At 63.9% G+C, this 16,119-nt stretch carries 15 protein-coding genes and 1 pseudogene; 11 read left to right on the forward strand and 5 right to left on the reverse strand.

Features of this window, described 5'->3' with window-relative positions; all coding sequences use genetic code 11:
* Positions 1-60: 60 nt before the first annotated feature.
* Complete coding sequence (locus AC2FMM_RS17005) at positions 61-210, reverse strand: hypothetical protein (protein WP_496797209.1); 150 nt, start codon at positions 208-210, stop codon at positions 61-63.
* Positions 211-213: 3 nt separating this feature from the next.
* Here AC2FMM_RS17005 and AC2FMM_RS17010 point away from each other — a divergent pair, with 3 nt between their 5' ends.
* The 11 genes from AC2FMM_RS17010 to AC2FMM_RS17060 all read left to right on the forward strand — a co-directional run bounded on the left by AC2FMM_RS17010 (position 214) and on the right by AC2FMM_RS17060 (position 9,852).
* Positions 214-624 carry an FAD:protein FMN transferase gene (locus AC2FMM_RS17010; RefSeq protein WP_496797210.1) on the forward strand — a complete coding sequence of 137 codons (411 nt, stop codon included), beginning with the start codon at positions 214-216 and terminating at the stop codon, positions 622-624.
* Positions 625-789, forward strand: coding sequence for a hypothetical protein (locus AC2FMM_RS17015; protein ID WP_496797211.1), 165 nt, complete (start codon positions 625-627; stop codon positions 787-789).
* Positions 755-928, forward strand: a complete 174-nt coding sequence (locus AC2FMM_RS17020) for a hypothetical protein (protein WP_496797212.1) — start codon at positions 755-757, stop codon at positions 926-928. The genes AC2FMM_RS17015 and AC2FMM_RS17020 overlap by 35 nt, the downstream gene beginning before the upstream one ends.
* Positions 929-1,040: 112 nt before the next feature.
* A complete protein-coding gene (locus AC2FMM_RS17025) occupies positions 1,041-2,072 on the forward strand; it encodes a LacI family DNA-binding transcriptional regulator (protein ID WP_496797213.1) in 1,032 nt (343 codons plus the stop codon).
* A gap of 97 nt (positions 2,073-2,169) precedes the next feature.
* Positions 2,170-3,471, forward strand: a complete 1,302-nt coding sequence (locus AC2FMM_RS17030) for an ABC transporter substrate-binding protein (protein ID WP_496797214.1) — start codon at positions 2,170-2,172, stop codon at positions 3,469-3,471.
* A 107-nt stretch (positions 3,472-3,578) separates the two neighbouring features.
* Entirely contained in the window at positions 3,579-4,445 is an 867-nt protein-coding gene (locus AC2FMM_RS17035; RefSeq protein ID WP_149775359.1) for a carbohydrate ABC transporter permease, read from the forward strand.
* A 13-nt stretch (positions 4,446-4,458) separates the two neighbouring features.
* Positions 4,459-5,289, forward strand: a complete 831-nt coding sequence (locus tag AC2FMM_RS17040) for a carbohydrate ABC transporter permease (RefSeq protein WP_093963212.1) — start codon at positions 4,459-4,461, stop codon at positions 5,287-5,289.
* Positions 5,290-5,299: 10 nt separating this feature from the next.
* Positions 5,300-6,304 carry an ABC transporter ATP-binding protein gene (locus AC2FMM_RS17045; RefSeq protein WP_496797215.1) on the forward strand — a complete coding sequence of 335 codons (1,005 nt, stop codon included), beginning with the start codon at positions 5,300-5,302 and terminating at the stop codon, positions 6,302-6,304.
* Entirely contained in the window at positions 6,301-7,074 is a 774-nt protein-coding gene (locus AC2FMM_RS17050; RefSeq protein WP_496742661.1) for an L-iditol 2-dehydrogenase, read from the forward strand. The genes AC2FMM_RS17045 and AC2FMM_RS17050 overlap by 4 nt, the downstream gene beginning before the upstream one ends.
* Complete coding sequence (locus AC2FMM_RS17055; RefSeq protein WP_496797220.1) at positions 7,074-8,570, forward strand: mannitol dehydrogenase family protein; 1,497 nt, start codon at positions 7,074-7,076, stop codon at positions 8,568-8,570. Before AC2FMM_RS17050 ends, AC2FMM_RS17055 begins: the two co-directional genes overlap by 1 nt.
* A 199-nt stretch (positions 8,571-8,769) precedes the next feature.
* Positions 8,770-9,852 carry a peptidoglycan-binding domain-containing protein gene (locus AC2FMM_RS17060; protein ID WP_496797216.1) on the forward strand — a complete coding sequence of 361 codons (1,083 nt, stop codon included), beginning with the start codon at positions 8,770-8,772 and terminating at the stop codon, positions 9,850-9,852.
* Positions 9,853-9,889: 37 nt separating this feature from the next.
* Here the strand turns inward: AC2FMM_RS17060 and AC2FMM_RS17065 are convergent, their stop codons facing one another.
* The 4 genes and pseudogenes from AC2FMM_RS17065 to AC2FMM_RS17080 form a co-directional block, all read right to left on the reverse strand.
* A complete protein-coding gene (locus tag AC2FMM_RS17065) occupies positions 9,890-11,227 on the reverse strand; it encodes a hypothetical protein (RefSeq protein WP_496797217.1) in 1,338 nt (445 codons plus the stop codon).
* A 52-nt stretch (positions 11,228-11,279) separates the two neighbouring features.
* On the reverse strand, positions 11,280-12,752 hold the full coding sequence (locus tag AC2FMM_RS17070) for a phosphatase PAP2 family protein (RefSeq protein ID WP_496797218.1): 1,473 nt from the start codon (positions 12,750-12,752) through the stop codon (positions 11,280-11,282).
* A 165-nt stretch (positions 12,753-12,917) separates the two neighbouring features.
* The gene (locus tag AC2FMM_RS17075) at positions 12,918-14,690 is read right to left on the reverse strand and encodes an adenylate/guanylate cyclase domain-containing protein (protein ID WP_496711774.1); all 1,773 of its coding nucleotides are present in this window, start codon (positions 14,688-14,690) and stop codon (positions 12,918-12,920) included.
* A gap of 110 nt (positions 14,691-14,800) precedes the next feature.
* Positions 14,801-16,119, reverse strand: a pseudogene (locus tag AC2FMM_RS17080) (hypothetical protein); the annotation flags it as partial.

The following is a 16,119-nucleotide window of genomic DNA, read 5'->3' on the forward strand; positions in this document are numbered from 1 at the left end:
TGTCGGCATAGTCGCGCAGCAGCGGAATATCCGAGATTTCCGCGTGGTTGCGGTTGATCTTCACCCCACCGCCTTGAGCCGTGAAAACGCACGGCCCAGGCTGTCGGGCTTCATGCCCAGACGACCGGCGATCAGAATCTTGTCATAGAGCGATTCCACGGCGCAGGCGCCCTCGTCGCAGTCACACAGGTTCAAAAGGAACTCGGCCACCCGTTGTGCCCCGGTCTGGACCTTGAGCTGTTCCAGCTGGGATACCAGCGCACGACCCGCCTGTCCCGCCGCTGTTTCCTGACCATCTCGGCCGCCTGTGCGGCCTTGCCGACCGTGGCGCGCGCCGCACCGCTTGCCCGCTGGCGCGGCACCGCTCTGGAGCCGCCCGCCGGCCTGCAATTGGTCGGACTGAGTGACACGCAAGCCGCGCCGATCATTGCCGCGCTCGAGGCCGAACTGGACCGGCTGGATAACATCTTCAGCCTGTACCGTCCCGACTCGCACCTAAGCCGCCTGAACCGCGACGGCACCCTGCCCACCCCGGCGCCGGAACTGCTAAAGGTGCTGACCCAAAGCGCCGCCCTGTATGACGCGACCGGCAGCGCATTCGACCCGATCGTTCAACCGCTGTGAATGGCGCTGGCCGCCGGCGCACCGGATGCCGAGGTGGAACGGGCGCGGGCGCTGGTCGGCTGGCATGGGGTTTCGGTCTCGGCCGAGGCGAGTCGCCTGCCCCATCCGGGCCGCGCGGCGCTGACGCTGAATGGCGTCGCGCAGGTCGCAGGGGCTGACCGATGAGCTGGTCGACATGGGCGAAATCGCCGCCATCGACAGCCGCACCGACGGGCTGTCGACCGCGCTGTGCCTGCTGTCTGCGGACCGGATCGCATCGGCTCTGCAACGCTTCCCCGGCGCCCGAATCGAGATGCTGATCTGACCCGAATGGCCGTCCCGGAACTCTGCCGTTGAAATTTGTCGCGCGATAAGAAAAGGTAAAACACCGACAAGTTCACAGTGGCGCGGGCCTGGCCCCGCGCCAGAGGCAAGGCATGGCACCCAGAAAAATCCGGAACATGGAGGAGTTTGCGGCGGTCAGCGGGATATCGCGCCCGACGGTTTCGAAATATTTCAACGATCCCGACAGCGTCCGGCGGTCGACCCGGGAACGGATCGAACAGGCGCTGGAACGTTTCGACTATCGCCCCAACATCTTTGCCATGAACCAGAACCGCAAGCTGACCAAGAATGTCGGCATTGTGGTGCCCTACCTGGCCGACCCGTTCTTTGCCGAGATCGCCCGCAACATCGAGGAAAAATGCATCGAGGCCGGGTTCCGTCCGACGCTCTACAGCGCCTATGGCGACCCAGTGCAGGAGACTGAGATTCTCGACAGCCTGCGCGCGCTGAAGCCGGCGGGCGTGCTGCTGGCGCCGCTGGGGCGCGACTCCGACCGGTCGTTCATCGAGAAATTCTGCAAGGACATCCCCACCATCCTGTTCGACAGCAACATGGAAGGCATGGGCGCCGCCTTTGTCGGGTCGGACAACGCGAGCTTCATCGAACAGACCGTCGATTACCTGTGCCGCAGCGGCGAGCCGCCCGCGTTCTTCGAGATGCGGCACCCCGCCAACCCCAACGCCAACAAGCGCCGCATCGCCTATGTCAAGAAGATGGAGAGCCTGGGCTTCGAGCCGCAGGTGATCAAGGTCGACGGTCGCGGCTGGGGATTCGAGGAAATCGGACGCCAAGGCGCATTCAAACTGTTGGAACAGCCTAGCCTGCCCTCGCGCACCATTCTGTGCAGCAATGACCGGCTGGCCATCGGGTTCCTGTCTGCCTGCTATGAAAAGGGCCTGCGGGTCGGGTTGGGCGACGACTGCGACCTGCGCGTCGCGTCGCATGACGACCATCCGTTTTCCAAGTTCACCTGCCCGTCGCTGACCACCGCGGCGCATGACTACAACGCGGTTTCGAATCGCACCGTTGAGACGCTGACGCAACTGGTCGAGGGCGGCGGACGGCTGAGCGCGCGCACCGAAACGCTGTTTCCCGCGCGCCTGATATTGCGGAGTTCTGCCTGATTCTCGACACTATTTTACGCGCGTAAAATTTTAGTTGACGCGCGACAATTAATTCACGATGCTTTCCTTTAGGTAATTCGACACCAGGGAGGAAAGAATGTACCTGAAATCCGTTCTATGGGCGGCAAGTGCCGCGGCGTTGACCGCCGGCGTGGCGTCTGCCGAAACGATCACGATCGCCACCGTCAACAACGGCGACATGATCCGCATGCAGAAATACACCGACAAGTTCACCGAAGCGACCGGCCACGAAGTGGAATGGGTCACGCTGGAAGAAAACGTTCTGCGCCAGCGTGTAACCACCGACATCTCGACCAAGGGCGGCCAGTTCGACATCACGACCATCGGCATGTACGAAACGCCGATCTGGGGCGCGAACGGCTGGCTTGTGCCGCTGGACGGCATGTCGGCAGAATATGACGTGGACGACATCCTGCCCGCGATGCGCGGCGGCCTCAGCCACGACGGCACGCTGTATGCGGCACCGTTCTACGGCGAAAGCTCGATGATCATGTACCGCACCGACCTGATGGAGAAGGCCGGTCTGGAGATGCCCGAGGCGCCGACTTGGCAGTTCATCCGCGAGGCGGCGGCCAAGATGACCGACCGCGAGAACGACATCAACGGGATCTGCCTGCGCGGCAAGGCCGGCTGGGGTGAGGGTGGCGCCTTCATCACCGTGACCGCGAACTCGTTCGGCGCGCGCTGGTTCGACGAAGACTGGAAACCCCAGTTCGATCAGCCCGAGTGGAAAGAGGCGCTGACCTTCTTCGTCGACATGATGAGCGAATCCGGCCCCGCCGGGTATGCTACCAACGGCTTCAACGAGAACCTGTCGTTGTTCCAGCAGGGCAAATGCGGCATGTGGATCGACGCCACCGTTGCGGCGTCTTTTGTGACCAACCCCAACGACTCGACCGTGGCCGACAAGGTTGGCTTTGCGCTGGCGCCGAACTCGGAAGGCGTTGACAAACGCGCCAACTGGTTGTGGGCCTGGGCCCTGGCCATCCCCGCCGGCACCCAGAAAGAGGACGCCGCCAAGCAGTTCATCGAATGGGCCACCTCGAAAGACTATATCGAGCTGGTCGCCGAGAACGAGGGCTGGGCCAACGTTCCGCCGGGTGCGCGCACCTCGCTGTACGAGAACCCCGACTACAAGGACATCCCCTTCGCGCAGATGACGCTGAAGTCGATCCTTGCGGCCGATCCGGAAAACTGCTGCGTCAAGCCGACGCCGTATACCGGGATCCAGTTCGTCGCCATCCCCGAATTCGCGGGCATCGCCACCCAGGTGAGCCAGGAATTCTCGGCGGTCTATGCCGGACAGCAGTCGGTTGACGAAGCTCTGGCCAAGGCGCAGGCCTTCACGGCCGAAGAAATGGAAGCCGCAGGGTACTGAGGCCTCCTCCCGGCGGGTGGGCAGGTTTCTGTCCCCCGCTCTCCCCCTTCCACAACCCGTGTTAGTCTCGCAGGCAACAAGCCGCCTGAACAGAGAGGTCTTGCGTCATGGCAACTCAACACTCCCGATCCGTCGCACGCCTGATGATGGCCCCCGCCGTGGTCCTGTTGCTGGGCTGGATGCTGGTTCCGCTGACGATGACGCTGTATTTTTCCTTCAAGAAATACCTGCCGCTGCGCGGCGGCGACCTGGGTTGGGTGGGGTTCGACAACTACGTCCGCTTCGTGACTTCAAGTTCATTCTGGCCCGCCGTTCAAGCGACGCTCGTGATCGTGGGTGGCGTGCTGGCCATTACCGTAGTTCTGGGCATCCTGCTGGCTCTGCTGCTGGATCAGCCGATGTGGGGTCAGGGCGTCGTGCGCATTTTGGTAATCGCCCCGTTTTTCGTGATGCCCACCGTTTCGGCGCTGGTATGGAAGAACATGTTCATGGACCCGGTCAACGGCCTGTTCGCCCATCTGTGGCGGTTCTTCGGGGCCGAGCCGATCTCGTGGCTGTCCGAGGCGTCGATGCCATCGATCGTCATGATCGTGTCCTGGCAATGGCTGCCCTTTGCCACCCTGATCCTGCTGACCGCGATCCAGTCGCTGGACAGCGAACAGCTGGAGGCCGCCGAAATGGATGGTGCGCCGCCGCTGAAACGCTTCTTTTTCATCATACTGCCGCATCTGAGCCGCGCGATCACGATCGTCATCCTCATCCAGACGATCTTCCTTCTGTCGATCTTCGCCGAGATCTTCGTGACCACCGGCGGTGCTTTCGGCACCCGAACCCTGACCTACCTGATCTACCAGCGTGTGCTGGAAAGCCAGAATGTCGGGCTGGGCTCGGCCGGCGGGGTCTATGCCATCATCCTTGCCAATATCGTCGCCATCTTCCTGATGCGCATCGTCGGCAAAAACCTGGACGCGTGAGGAGGACGACGACATGGCCCGTACCGTCACCACACAACGCAAGCTGATCAACACCGCCTTTGCCTGGGCTGTCGGCCTGCTGATCTTCTTTCCGATCCTCTGGACGATCCTGACCAGCTTCAAGACCGAGGCCCAGGCCATCGCCAGCCCGCCGATCTTTCTGAACTTCGACTGGACGCTGGAAAACTACGCGGTGGTTCAGGAACGCTCGAACTACACGCGGTTTCTTTGGAACTCGATCATCATCGCGGGCGGGTCCACCCTGCTGGGCGTGATCGTCGCGGTGCCTGCCGCCTGGGCCATGGCCTTCGTGCCCTCGGCGCGCACCAAGGACATTCTGCTGTGGATGCTGTCCACCAAGATGCTGCCGGCGGTGGGGGTGCTGTACCCGATCTACCTGCTGTTCATCCAACTGGGCCTGCTGGACAGCCGCGCCGGCTTGGTTGTGGTGCTGATGCTGATCAACCTGCCGATCATCGTCTGGATGCTATACACCTATTTCCGCGAAATCCCCGGCGACATCCTGGAAGCCGCGCGCATGGACGGCGCCACGCTGAAAGAGGAAATCCTTTACATCCTGACGCCGATGGCGGTGCCGGGCATCGCCTCGACCGTGCTGCTGAACTTCATCCTGGCCTGGAACGAAGCGTTCTGGACCCTGAACCTGACCGCCGTCGACGCGGCCCCGCTGACCGCGTTCATCGCCAGCTATTCCAGCCCCGAGGGCCTGTTCTTCGCCAAGCTCAGCGCGGCATCGACCATGGCCATCGCTCCGATCCTGATCCTTGGGTGGTTCAGTCAGAAACAACTGGTCCGCGGCCTGACCTTCGGCGCCGTGAAGTAAGGAAAGACACATGGGACGCATCGTACTTGAGAAAGTCAGCAAGAGCTTTGGCGACGTGGAAGTCATTCCGCCGCTGGATCTGGAAATCAACGACGGCGAATTCGTGGTGTTCGTGGGCCCCTCGGGCTGCGGGAAATCCACCCTGCTGCGCCTGATCGCGGGGCTGGAGGACGTCAGCGGCGGCCGCATCCTGATCGACGATCAGGACGCCACCGCGGTGCCGCCGGCCAAGCGGGGCCTGGCCATGGTGTTCCAGTCCTATGCGCTGTATCCGCACATGACCGTGCGCAAGAACATCGCCTTTCCGCTGCGCATGGCTGGGCTGGACAAGGCCGAGCAGGACCGCCGCGTGGAACAGGCGGCCGAGGTACTGAACCTGACCGACTATCTGGACCGCCGCCCCGGCCAGTTGTCGGGCGGCCAGCGCCAGCGGGTCGCCATCGGCCGCGCCATCGTGCGCGAACCGGCGGCGTTCCTGTTCGACGAACCGCTGTCGAACCTGGACGCAGCGCTGCGCGTGGGCATGCGGCTGGAGATATCCGAACTGCACAACCGGCTGGAAACCACGATGATCTACGTCACCCATGACCAGGTCGAGGCCATGACCATGGCCGACAAGATCGTGGTCCTGCAGGCGGGGGTGATCGAACAGGTGGGCTCGCCGCTCGAACTGTACCGCGCGCCGCGCAACAAGTTCGTGGCCGGCTTCATCGGCTCGCCCAAGATGAATTTCATCGAAGGCCCCGAGGCCGAAAAGCATGGCGCCCATACGATCGGCGTACGCCCCGAACACATTGCCGCCTCACCCAGCGAGGGCCTGTGGAAGGGCACGGTCGGGGTGTCCGAACATTTGGGCTCGGACACGTTCTTTCACGTGCATGTGGACGGCTTCGCCGAGCCGATGAACGTGCGCGCCGGCGGCGAGGTCGGCCTGCGCCACGGCGACACGATCCATCTGACGCCGGAGGAGGACAAGATCCACCGGTTCGACGCGGCGGGGCTACGGATCGCATGAACCGGCTGGTTGGAAAACGGGCCCTGATCACCGGGGCGGCGCGGGGCATAGGGCTGGCCTTTGCCCGCGCCTATGCCGCCGAGGGCGCGCAGGTGGCGCTGGCCGATATCGACGTGCCGCAGGCGCGCAAGGCCGCGCGGGAAATCGGGCCTCAGGCGATTGCGGTCGAAATGGATGTCTCGCAGCAGGATAGCATCGAGGCGGGCGTGGCCGACGCCGTGGCGCGGATGGGCGGGATCGACATCCTGATCAACAACGCCGCGATCTTCACCGCAGCCCCGATCGTGGAAATCACCCGCGCGGATTACCAGCGCGTGTTCGACATCAACGTCGCCGGTACCCTGTTCACCTTGCAGGCGGTCGCGCGACACATGATCGACCAGGGCACCGGCGGCAAGATCATCAACATGGCCAGCCAGGCCGGCCGCCGAGGCGAGCCGCTCGTGGCGGTCTATTGCGCCAGCAAGGCGGCAGTGATCAGCCTGACCCAATCGGCCGGGCTGAACCTGATCCGACACGGGATCAACGTGAATGCCATCGCCCCCGGCGTGGTGGATGGCGAGCACTGGGACGGCGTCGATGCCTTCTTTGCCAAATACGAGGGCAAGGCGCCGGGACAGAAGAAGAAGGAAGTGGGCGAAGCGGTGCCCTTCGGCCGGATGGGCCGGGCCGAGGACCTGACCGGAATGGCGGTGTTTTTGGCCTCGTCCGAGGCCGATTACATCGTGGCCCAGACATACAACGTGGATGGTGGAAATTGGATGAACTGATGGTGGAGCGCCCCGCAGATACCCGACCGGTCCGGTTGTGTCAGACCAATCTGGGCGCGTTGCCCAACAGCGTGCTGCGCCCGGAATACGACCGCGCCGCGCTGACGCCGGGGATCGTGCATATCGGGGTGGGCAATTTTCATCGCGCGCATCAGGCCTGGTACCTGCACCGGCTGATGCAGCAGGGCGCGGCGCAGGATTGGGCCATCATCGGCGCCGGCGTGCGCGCCTATGACGCCGAGATGCGGCGCAAGCTGCTGGCGCAGGACTGTCTCACCACGCTAGTCGAGCTGACCGAAGGCCAGCGCCGCGCCGAGGTGACCGGCGCGATGATCGACTACCTGCCCCCGCAAGAGGACAACGGCCCGCTGATCGCGCAGCTGGCCGATCCGGCGATCCGCATCGTGTCGCTGACCGTGACCGAGGGCGGCTATTTCTTGCACCCCGTTACCAAGGGGCTGGACAACGGCCACCCCGACATCCGACACGATGCCGCCAATCCCGACCGGCCACGCACCGCCTTCGGCGCAATCGTCGCGGGCCTGCGACGGCGGCGCAATGCGGGCGTCGGTCCGCTGACCGGGCTGAGCTGTGACAACCTGATTGGCAACGGGCAGGTTCTGCGTCAGGCGGTGGTGGGGCTGGCGCGCCTGTCGGACCCGGATCTGGCCGACTGGATCGACACGCAATGTACCTTCCCCAACTCGATGGTCGATTGCATCGTGCCCGCCACGGGTCCGACCGAGCTGGAGCTGGTGCGCGCGCTGGGGATCGACGACGCCGCGCCAGTCACCCATGAAAGCTTCCGCCAATGGGTGATCGAGGATGCCTTCTGCGCCGGGCGGCCGGATTGGGACAAGGTCGGCGCCACCTTTACCGACCGCGTTCATGACTATGAGGTCATGAAACTGCGCATTCTGAACGCGGGCCATCAGGTTCTTGCCAATGTCGGCGAGATCCTGAACCTGGGCACGATCGCGGAGTGCATGGCGCATCCGCTGGTGTCCGGGTTCTTCAGCAAGGTCGAAACCGAGGAAATCGCCCCTTTCGTGCGTCCGGTGCCCGAACGGTCGGTGGCCGAGTACATCGACCTGATCGAAAACCGGTTCCGCAATCCGGCCATCATCGACACCACGCGCCGGGTCGCCTTTGACGGCTCGTCCAGACATGTAGGATTCGTGCTGCCCTCGATCCGTGACGCCCAGGCAGCCGGCGCCTCGATCGAGGGGCTGGCGCTGGTCGAGGCGTTCTGGGCCCGGATGTGCGCCGGCACGCGCGAAGACGGGACGCCGATTGACCCCAACGACCCGTTCTGGGACGATCTGGTGGCCGTCGCGACACAAGCGCGTGAAACCCCAACCGCGTGGCTGGAGCAGCGCCAGTACTATGGCGATCTGGCCGATTTCACCGCGTTCCGCGAGGCATTTGCGCGGTGGCTGACCATGATCTGGACCCAAGGCACCACCGAGACCTTGAAAACCTATCTGGCACACTGATCCCGGCATTCTCCCCCGCCTGCGGCCGGTGCACCACGCGGGGGCGAACACCGTTTTGGATATACAAGTGGACCGTCAAGCCTATCCCAAGTATCATTGTGGCATTCATTTAAGTCTGTTCGTCACAAAGCTGCTTGGGGGCCTGACCATGAAAAACACGCATATTTCCGCAATCGTCGCGGCATCCTTGGCGGTGTCAATGCCCGTCACGGCAGCCGCGGATGCAGGTGACTTCATCGCCGGCGGCATCGTCGGGGCCTTGATCACCAAGGGGATCACCGACAACCAGAAAGCCAAGAAGCAGGCGCAACCACAGCGCAGCTATTCATCCAGCGGGGGTTCGGCGTCCAGCCTGAACAGCCAGTACAGCCGGGCCGAGCGTATCCAGATCCAGACCGCCTTTCGCGATTTGGGATACGATATCGGAACCGTCGACGGCGTGCTGGGCAAGCGCAGCCGGGCGGTGATCCGTCAGTTCCAAGCGTCGCGCGGCGAGGCCCAGACCGGCCAGTTGACCCGGCCACAATATGCTGCGCTGCTGAGCCAGACCGGGGGCATGAACCCCGCCCTTGCCCACCGCGATCTGAACCCAACCGAAGTCATGATGTTGCAGGAAGGGCTGCGATCGCTGGGCTATTACGGTGGCGTCATCGACGGGGCCAACGGGCCGGGGACAATCGGCGCGCGCAATGCGTTTCTGGCGCAGTCCGGGACCAGCCCGGCCATGGTGACGCCGGTCCAGGCGCTGGTGATGGCCCGAACCGCCGCGGGCCTGCCCACCCCGCTCTATCTGCAGAACGAAGCCAATGCCCAGACGGCTCCGACACAGCCCTTCGGCACGCAACAGGCCGGGTTCGGGGCGGCCGGTCAGCAACCCACGACGCCTTTTGGCGCCCCGGCAGCTCCGCCACCGGCATCGGGTTTTGCACCGCAGGGCCAGCAGCCCGCGGCAAACCAAGGTCAATACACAGCCGCACCAACCCAACAGCAGCCCGCCACGACCACATTGTTCGGAGCCCCGGCCGCCCAACCCGGGCAGGTCCCAACCCAGCCCGGTCAGGCGCAGCAGCAGAACCTGTTCGCACCGGCGGCCCCGCAGCAACAACAGCCGGCCCCGCAACCCGCGGCTCCGCAGGGCGGCACCCTGTTTGCCAGCGGAACCCCGACGGCCCCTGCGTCACAGCAGGTGACGCAACAGTCCGCGCCCAGCAGTCTGGACATCTATTCGGGAAACCCGCAACCGCAGACCGAGGTGGCAAACCAGGCCACGGCGCTGGACTGAAACGGCCGGGCCGTGCGGAAACGCGGCCCCTGCCCGCTCATTCGCTGGCCGACGGCGTTTCCGGCTCGGCCTGAGCCGAAGCCTGAAGCGGCGTGAATTCTCCGGTTATCGGGAAAGGCTGCGTTTCCGACAGCGTTCCGTCGGCCGAAACCTGCAGCACCATCGCCTGGCCCAGGATGGGGGCGCTGCTGGTGGTGACATTGTTGAAATCGATTTCACCAAACACCGTCAGGAAACGCTGCGCTCCGGGTACATCCGGCAGGCCCTGCACCTGCCCGGTCAACTGCGGCGCGGACATGCGCATGATGAAGCTCGACGCCCCGACCGCAGCCGACCCGGTAAGCGTCCGGGTCCCACCCGCAGTGACCCCGGTTCCCGGGCTCTGCGCGACGCCCGTGGCCACCGCACGGAAACCGTCCTGCTGCAGCGTCACCGTGACATCCAGATGCGGAACGTAGGAATAAGCGTTGTATCCTTGCTGCTGCGGGGGCCGCTCGGTCCGTACCGTCAACTGGCTGGCGATATCCAGATAGTTCGGTTGGCTGAGCGTGGGATGCGCATAGGTCTGGACCCGCACAACGGCGGTGTCCGACAACCCGAAAAGCTGGGCATCGGTTGGGATCACCTGCACCCTGTGCGAGCCGTCAGAGGCCGCCAGCACCTGATAGGCCACGATCGAATAGAGCTGCCGGCCGAATTGCTGGAACAAGGTGCGGGCATCGGCGGGGCTGAGTTGCAAGGACTGGACGAAAGGAAATTGCGGTGCCTGCGATTGGCCGGATTCGTCGATGACCGTAAAGTGCCAGGGAAAGGCCCGGACATCGACGTTGGTTCCCTGCAACATCTGGTGGGCGCAGCTTTGGGCGTTGTCCGAACCGATCATGCGATCGAGCCGCTGGCCGATGCTGCGTATATTCCCGAACGGCAAAGAGCTGGCTTGGAAATCGTATTCGTTTGTCGTCACGCGGTAGCTCACCTCGAAGCGCTGCGGGATGGTCTTGCCGGCGATGATCTGTTGCACCTGCGGTTGAACCTGAAAGGCACGGGTATAGTAGTCCCGGCGTTCGAACTCGTTGGCAAAGGCTTTTCGGCAGTCTTGCCCGATCTGTGTCGATACCAGATAGGACACCAGTCCGACATAGAATTGCTGATCGTTCATCATCGCCGGGTTGGACCGGACATACAGGAACAAAGCCCGCGCATAGGCGTCCTGCATCGACAGGGTCCGGGCCGCCTCGACCAGATCGACGCTGCTGGCGCGCCCTTCGCCGGACGACAGAACCTGCGCAAAAACAGGCTGCGCCCCAAGTTGACCCATCAGCAAGACCGCGCCAGCCAGGCGCCCAAATCTGTGGAAAATACGTGAAATCTTCATGAACTGAATCCTCGTTAATAATCGTCACACGTGGTTTGCGCCTGCCCGCAGATCAGCCGGGCCAGGGGGTCGGCCACTCGGTCTTGGCGTTTTCGATCAACGCCAGAAGCGTCGGGCAATGAATGCGGTAATCCGGCCCTCCGGCGTTCGAGACCTGGTTTCTGGGCTTCAGCATCCGGGTCCAAAGACCTGCGGCCAGGTGCCGGCTGGCCTGCGAATCCGTCGGATAGTGCACGCCGATGCGCTCGCGGTTGACCGCGATGCGGTGGGCGATCTGCAACAAGGGCGACTTGATCGGCGCCGTCCCGGCCAAGTCGGCCGACACCGGCTTTTGCAACAGCCCGCCACCCGATGGCGCACCATCGCGCGACACGCCGAACCGCTGGTACAGCCCGGGGATTTCCAGCAGCAGCAGCGCGATCAGATGCGCAAGGAAGGAATGGCCGGACGGAAACGCCGGATGCGCAGGCGGGCCGAACGGAACTGTCAGCCCCGGCCGCAGCACCGAGGGCCGCACCCGTTTGTAATAGGCCTTGTACGACATGTAGGCCACGTTGCCCAAGGCCAGCCCCGCGTCGATCAGCTTCAAGGTGTAAGGGTGATCGAAGGAATTGGCACCGATGAAATGGATGATGTAGTTGGGCAGACCGTCGGCCTGAACATCGGATTCCACCAGATAGCTGCTGCGGTCGTCCTCCATGTAGATCTTTAGGGTTTCCAGCTCGCCCTGAATGAATCGGAACGCGTCCGAGGCATCCGTTTCGTTCTGCGCCACGGTCTTGTTGACATCCACGACATAGCGCCATTCAAGGTCACCCGCTTCCAGATACGGCCCCACCGGATCGAACCCGGGCCGTGGCAGCCATTCCCGCCATTGGCCGGCGAATTCCAGCGCAGCCAGGGTTGCCGGTTCGCTGCGGTCGGCGGCGCGCAACCACTCGGTCAGGTGTTCATCGAAGGGAAGCGCCCAGAACCGCAGGGCTGGATCCCAGTCCTGCGTGGTCCATTCCAGAACCTTGGGATAGTCGATGCCGGCCGGGTCTGCCTGATAGGGATTGATCATATATTCGAGCGGGAACGGCGACACGCCCGCGTTGTCGGGCGTGAAATTAAGCGCCCAAGGCAGCAACGCCAGCTCGATCGGGGTCGCATAATAGCTGCGGACCAGACCGATGCCGCCATCCGCACCGACGGGAATGACCGGGTCTGTTCCAAGCCCCAGCCCGTTGCCCAGGCCCAAACCATTGCCCAGGCCCAGCCCGTTGCCGAGACCGAGGCCAAGCCCCAATCCAAGGCCATTCCCCAATCCAAGGCCATTGCCGAGGCCCAGTCCAAGCCCATTCCCCAACCCAAGACCATTGCCGAGGCCCAATCCCAGTCCCAGACCGTTACCGAGACCCAAACCGTTGCCAAGGCCCAGTCCAAGCCCCAATCCGCGCGATGCGCCGAGACCCAGACCCAGCCCCTGACTTCCAGTGCCAAGCCCGGACGATCGAGCCGAGGCGTTTGTTCCGAAATCCGTCATGTCAATGTCCTCGTTTGAAATGGACCTTGTTCAAAAAGACGCCAGCGCCGCCTTTTCATCGAAATATGCTCGAGATCATTATGAGTTCCGGCGGTTTCGCCATTGCCGCATGTGCCTGCGTGCGGGTCACTGCGGCCACAAGGCGCGCAGCGGCGGTGAAACGCGTCAGTTCGGCAGACCTGCAGTGCTCAGACCAAGCACCAGCCGTTCCCGCGTGTCCGGGGTCTTCAGGGGGTACCATGCCATAAAACGCGAAATTGAAAAACCTGGATCTTTCTCGAGAAGCTTTTCGGCGGTCACGCGGGCCTGTTCGACCTGCCCGTCCAGCGCGTAGGAAGCCGCCAGAATGCGCAGCGCCGCCATGAATCGCGGCCTGGTGCGGCGCGCGCGTTGCAGGGCACGGATCGCTTCGGGATAGTTGCCGTCCACGAACTCGGCCAGCCCCGCCGCCGTCCAGAAAAAGAAATTCAGCGGCCCGAACGGGGTCAGCCGCCAGACGTTCAGCATGTGCTCGCGCGCGATGGCGCCGTTGCCCAGATAGGCATGGGCCGTCGCGCTGATCCCCCAGGCCAGCGGCAGATTGGGATTGAGCGACAGCGCCTGATCCATGATGTCTATCGCCTCGTGCGGGCGGCGTTCCAGCAGGCTGAGGATATGGCCGCGGATCGACAGGTTCAGCGCGTCCTCGGGGTCCAGCTCGACACCCTTGCGGGCATGGAACACGGCGGCGGCGCTATCGCGCTCGACATTCGGGCTTTTGCCCTCGGCGATCCAGAAATTTAGGCACCAGGCCAGATAGGAATGCGCCTGCGCATAGCCCGGGTCCAGTTCGACCGCCCGCCGGAACAGGGACATGGCCGTCTCATAGCTCTGGCCCTGGAACCGGTAGAGTTCGGGCAGGCCCCGCAACACGCAGTCATAGGCATCGAGGCTTTCGGTCGGGCGGGTGACCAGATTTGCCGCCTCGGCCCGCTGAACGCTGGGTTCGACCGTGGCGACGATGCTGGACACGATGCGGTCCTGAAAGGTGAAGATGTCCGAGGCGTCGCCATCGAAATTGTCGGCCCAGACGGCCCGGTTGCGCACCACGTCCACCAGCTCGGCATGGATGCGCAGCAGGTTTCCGCTGCGCCGGATCGATCCGGTCAACAGGTATTTGACCCCCAGCGCCGCGGCCACCTCGCGCGAGGGCACGGATTCCTTCGACATCTGCAGGGTCGAGGTGCGCGCCACCACGAAAATCGCGCGGCTGCGTGACACTCCGGTGATGATGTCCTCGGTCATGCCCTCGCCGAAATACCTGTCTTCGTCACGGCCTTGCAGGTCGCGAAACGGCAGGACGGCCAGCGACGGCCGCGCCTCCCATTGCGCGTGTGGCCGCAGGATCGCGCGCGCCTCGGAACTCCGCTGGGCGATGAACACCCGCACCGGACGTTCGATATTCTTCAGTATCGGCGCCCCGATCTCGTGGAACCGAACCGAGATCCGGTTTCGCACGATGTCGCGCACTTGCTGGGTCAGCACCACGTCGCCGCCCGCGGCCAGATCCTGAATGCGGGACGCAATGACGACGCCGTCGGATTGCAGAGACCGCCCGTCATCGACGACCTCGTCCAGATTGATGCCGATTCGGACATGCATGGGGGTTTCATCAACCGGCCGGTTCCGAACCTGGTGCTGTTTGTCCAGGGCCCACCGAACCGCATTGGTGGCGCTGTTGAACTCAACCAAGATGGCATCGCCGGAGTGCGAGACCAGCCGCCCGCCATAGTCCGAAATCCGGTTCAGCAGAACGTCTTCGCGCAACCTGCCCCAGTCTCTGGCGGCCTTGATGCTGTCGGCCTCCATATGGCGCGTATAGCCTTCGACATCAGCGAAGGCAAAAGCCGCCAGACGTAGGTTGGACACATCAAGGGATTTCGCGCTGATTTTGGACATTGCGAAACCACCGCCCCCACTGGTTACGTTCTCAGTCTAATGGCCCAACGCCACGTTGGCAAACATTCCAGACTTAATATTGTTTAAATCTACGCTAAATTGAGCTCCGGCTATGGCCGGACAACCACAAGGCCCAGATTGTTGTCATTGGCCACCAGATCGGCCAGCGCCCGCGGAGTGCCGGGCAGTCCGGCGCCCGAGTCCTCGGCCCTGGGCGGCAGCTGCGCCAGCGGATCGGTGTTGGCTCGATCGTTCGGGCAGGTGACCTCGAACAGGATGAGACCCAGCGTCCCTGCCGCGACCGCCGTGCCGGTCACAAGGTTCTGGACCTGGGGCAGCGACAACAGGTCGATGGAGCCACCCGCGGCCAGATTGCCCAAGGGCAAGTCGATAGCTGCGGCGTTCCATGTGATCGGGGCCAGCAGGTCCCACGGATCCGGCCCGACGGGAACCGATCCGACCCAGACCCGCAGCCCGACATTCTGGGCCTGCGCGGTGCCCCGATTGCCGACCCGCAGGTTGGCGGAGTCCGACAACCACCGGGCATCGGCCCGCCAGTCCAATGAGACCGGCACATAGGCGCCCGGCCCATACTGAACCGGGCCGGCCAGGGTGTCCTCGGTCAACGGGCGGCGGTCCGAAACATAGATGTCCTCGGGTGGTGGATCGCCGGGCGCATTGTGCATCTGTTCCGGATCGGGCGGGAACATGCCCTGCGCCTCGAAGGCCCAACGCACAACCTTGTGCGCCGTGCCACCCTGCCACGGGTCGGGCGTGCCGCCCGGAGGCCCCAGCGGCAGTGGCGGCAGGGTCATCCACCCGGCCTCTTCCAGGCCCAGTTCGAGCATCTCGGCCCGCGACGGTGGTTGTGCAAATCCGGCCGTTGCCCGGAACAGCAGGAACAGCGCCATGCGCGCCGCCCGTCGACGCTGATAGATGTCGGCCCGGCCATCCGCCTGAACCGTGTCGCCCCCCAGCGCGCGGTACAGGCGGAATAGGGTCGTCGACAGGATCTGTTCAGTCAGATAACCCTTGGTGTCGCACGGATCCGCCGCAGGGTTTTCGATCACGGATCGGTTCAAAGAGCCGTACCAGGCCCAGCCCATTTCCGCGATGCGGTCATGGCGGCGAGTCGCAAAGACGAACGGATAGGTGATGCCGCGGAAACTGGCGGCGACTCCGTTTCCGGGGGGGGCTGCCAGGGCAGAGCCCGGGTCGGACATGATGGCGGCGATGGCATCGCCGGCGCTGTGGGCAAAATCGAATTCCAGCTGACCCAACCGGGCCGCCAGCAGATAATGCCCGAATTCATGCCCGATCCACCGTCCGCTGGTCGCGATGCTTAAGGGTTGCGCCCAGCCTGGAGGGTCGGGCCTGTCCCATTTCGTCAGCTCGGCCAGCGCAAGGTTCATGTGGATCACCGGCTTGC

The sequence above is a fragment of the Ruegeria sp. BHSC043 genome (genome assembly GCF_059612985.1).

What these genes read in the sequence shown, in the direction of transcription:
- AC2FMM_RS17055 (WP_496797220.1), top strand. Translation starts at nt 7,074, where the DNA reads ATGGTGGAGCGCCCCGCAGATACCCGACCGGTCCGGTTGTGTCAGACC.
- AC2FMM_RS17045 (WP_496797215.1), top strand. Translation starts at nt 5,300, where the DNA reads ATGGGACGCATCGTACTTGAGAAAGTCAGCAAGAGCTTTGGCGACGTG.
- AC2FMM_RS17065 (WP_496797217.1), bottom strand. Translation starts at nt 11,227, where the DNA reads ATGAAGATTTCACGTATTTTCCACAGATTTGGGCGCCTGGCTGGCGCG.
- AC2FMM_RS17025 (WP_496797213.1), top strand. Translation starts at nt 1,041, where the DNA reads ATGGCACCCAGAAAAATCCGGAACATGGAGGAGTTTGCGGCGGTCAGC.
- AC2FMM_RS17040 (WP_093963212.1), top strand. Translation starts at nt 4,459, where the DNA reads ATGGCCCGTACCGTCACCACACAACGCAAGCTGATCAACACCGCCTTT.
- AC2FMM_RS17035 (WP_149775359.1), top strand. Translation starts at nt 3,579, where the DNA reads ATGGCAACTCAACACTCCCGATCCGTCGCACGCCTGATGATGGCCCCC.
- AC2FMM_RS17020 (WP_496797212.1), top strand. Translation starts at nt 755, where the DNA reads ATGGCGTCGCGCAGGTCGCAGGGGCTGACCGATGAGCTGGTCGACATG.
- AC2FMM_RS17015 (WP_496797211.1), top strand. Translation starts at nt 625, where the DNA reads ATGGCGCTGGCCGCCGGCGCACCGGATGCCGAGGTGGAACGGGCGCGG.
- AC2FMM_RS17050 (WP_496742661.1), top strand. Translation starts at nt 6,301, where the DNA reads ATGAACCGGCTGGTTGGAAAACGGGCCCTGATCACCGGGGCGGCGCGG.
- AC2FMM_RS17030 (WP_496797214.1), top strand. Translation starts at nt 2,170, where the DNA reads ATGTACCTGAAATCCGTTCTATGGGCGGCAAGTGCCGCGGCGTTGACC.
- AC2FMM_RS17060 (WP_496797216.1), top strand. Translation starts at nt 8,770, where the DNA reads ATGCCCGTCACGGCAGCCGCGGATGCAGGTGACTTCATCGCCGGCGGC.
- AC2FMM_RS17075 (WP_496711774.1), bottom strand. Translation starts at nt 14,690, where the DNA reads ATGTCCAAAATCAGCGCGAAATCCCTTGATGTGTCCAACCTACGTCTG.
- AC2FMM_RS17070 (WP_496797218.1), bottom strand. Translation starts at nt 12,752, where the DNA reads ATGACGGATTTCGGAACAAACGCCTCGGCTCGATCGTCCGGGCTTGGC.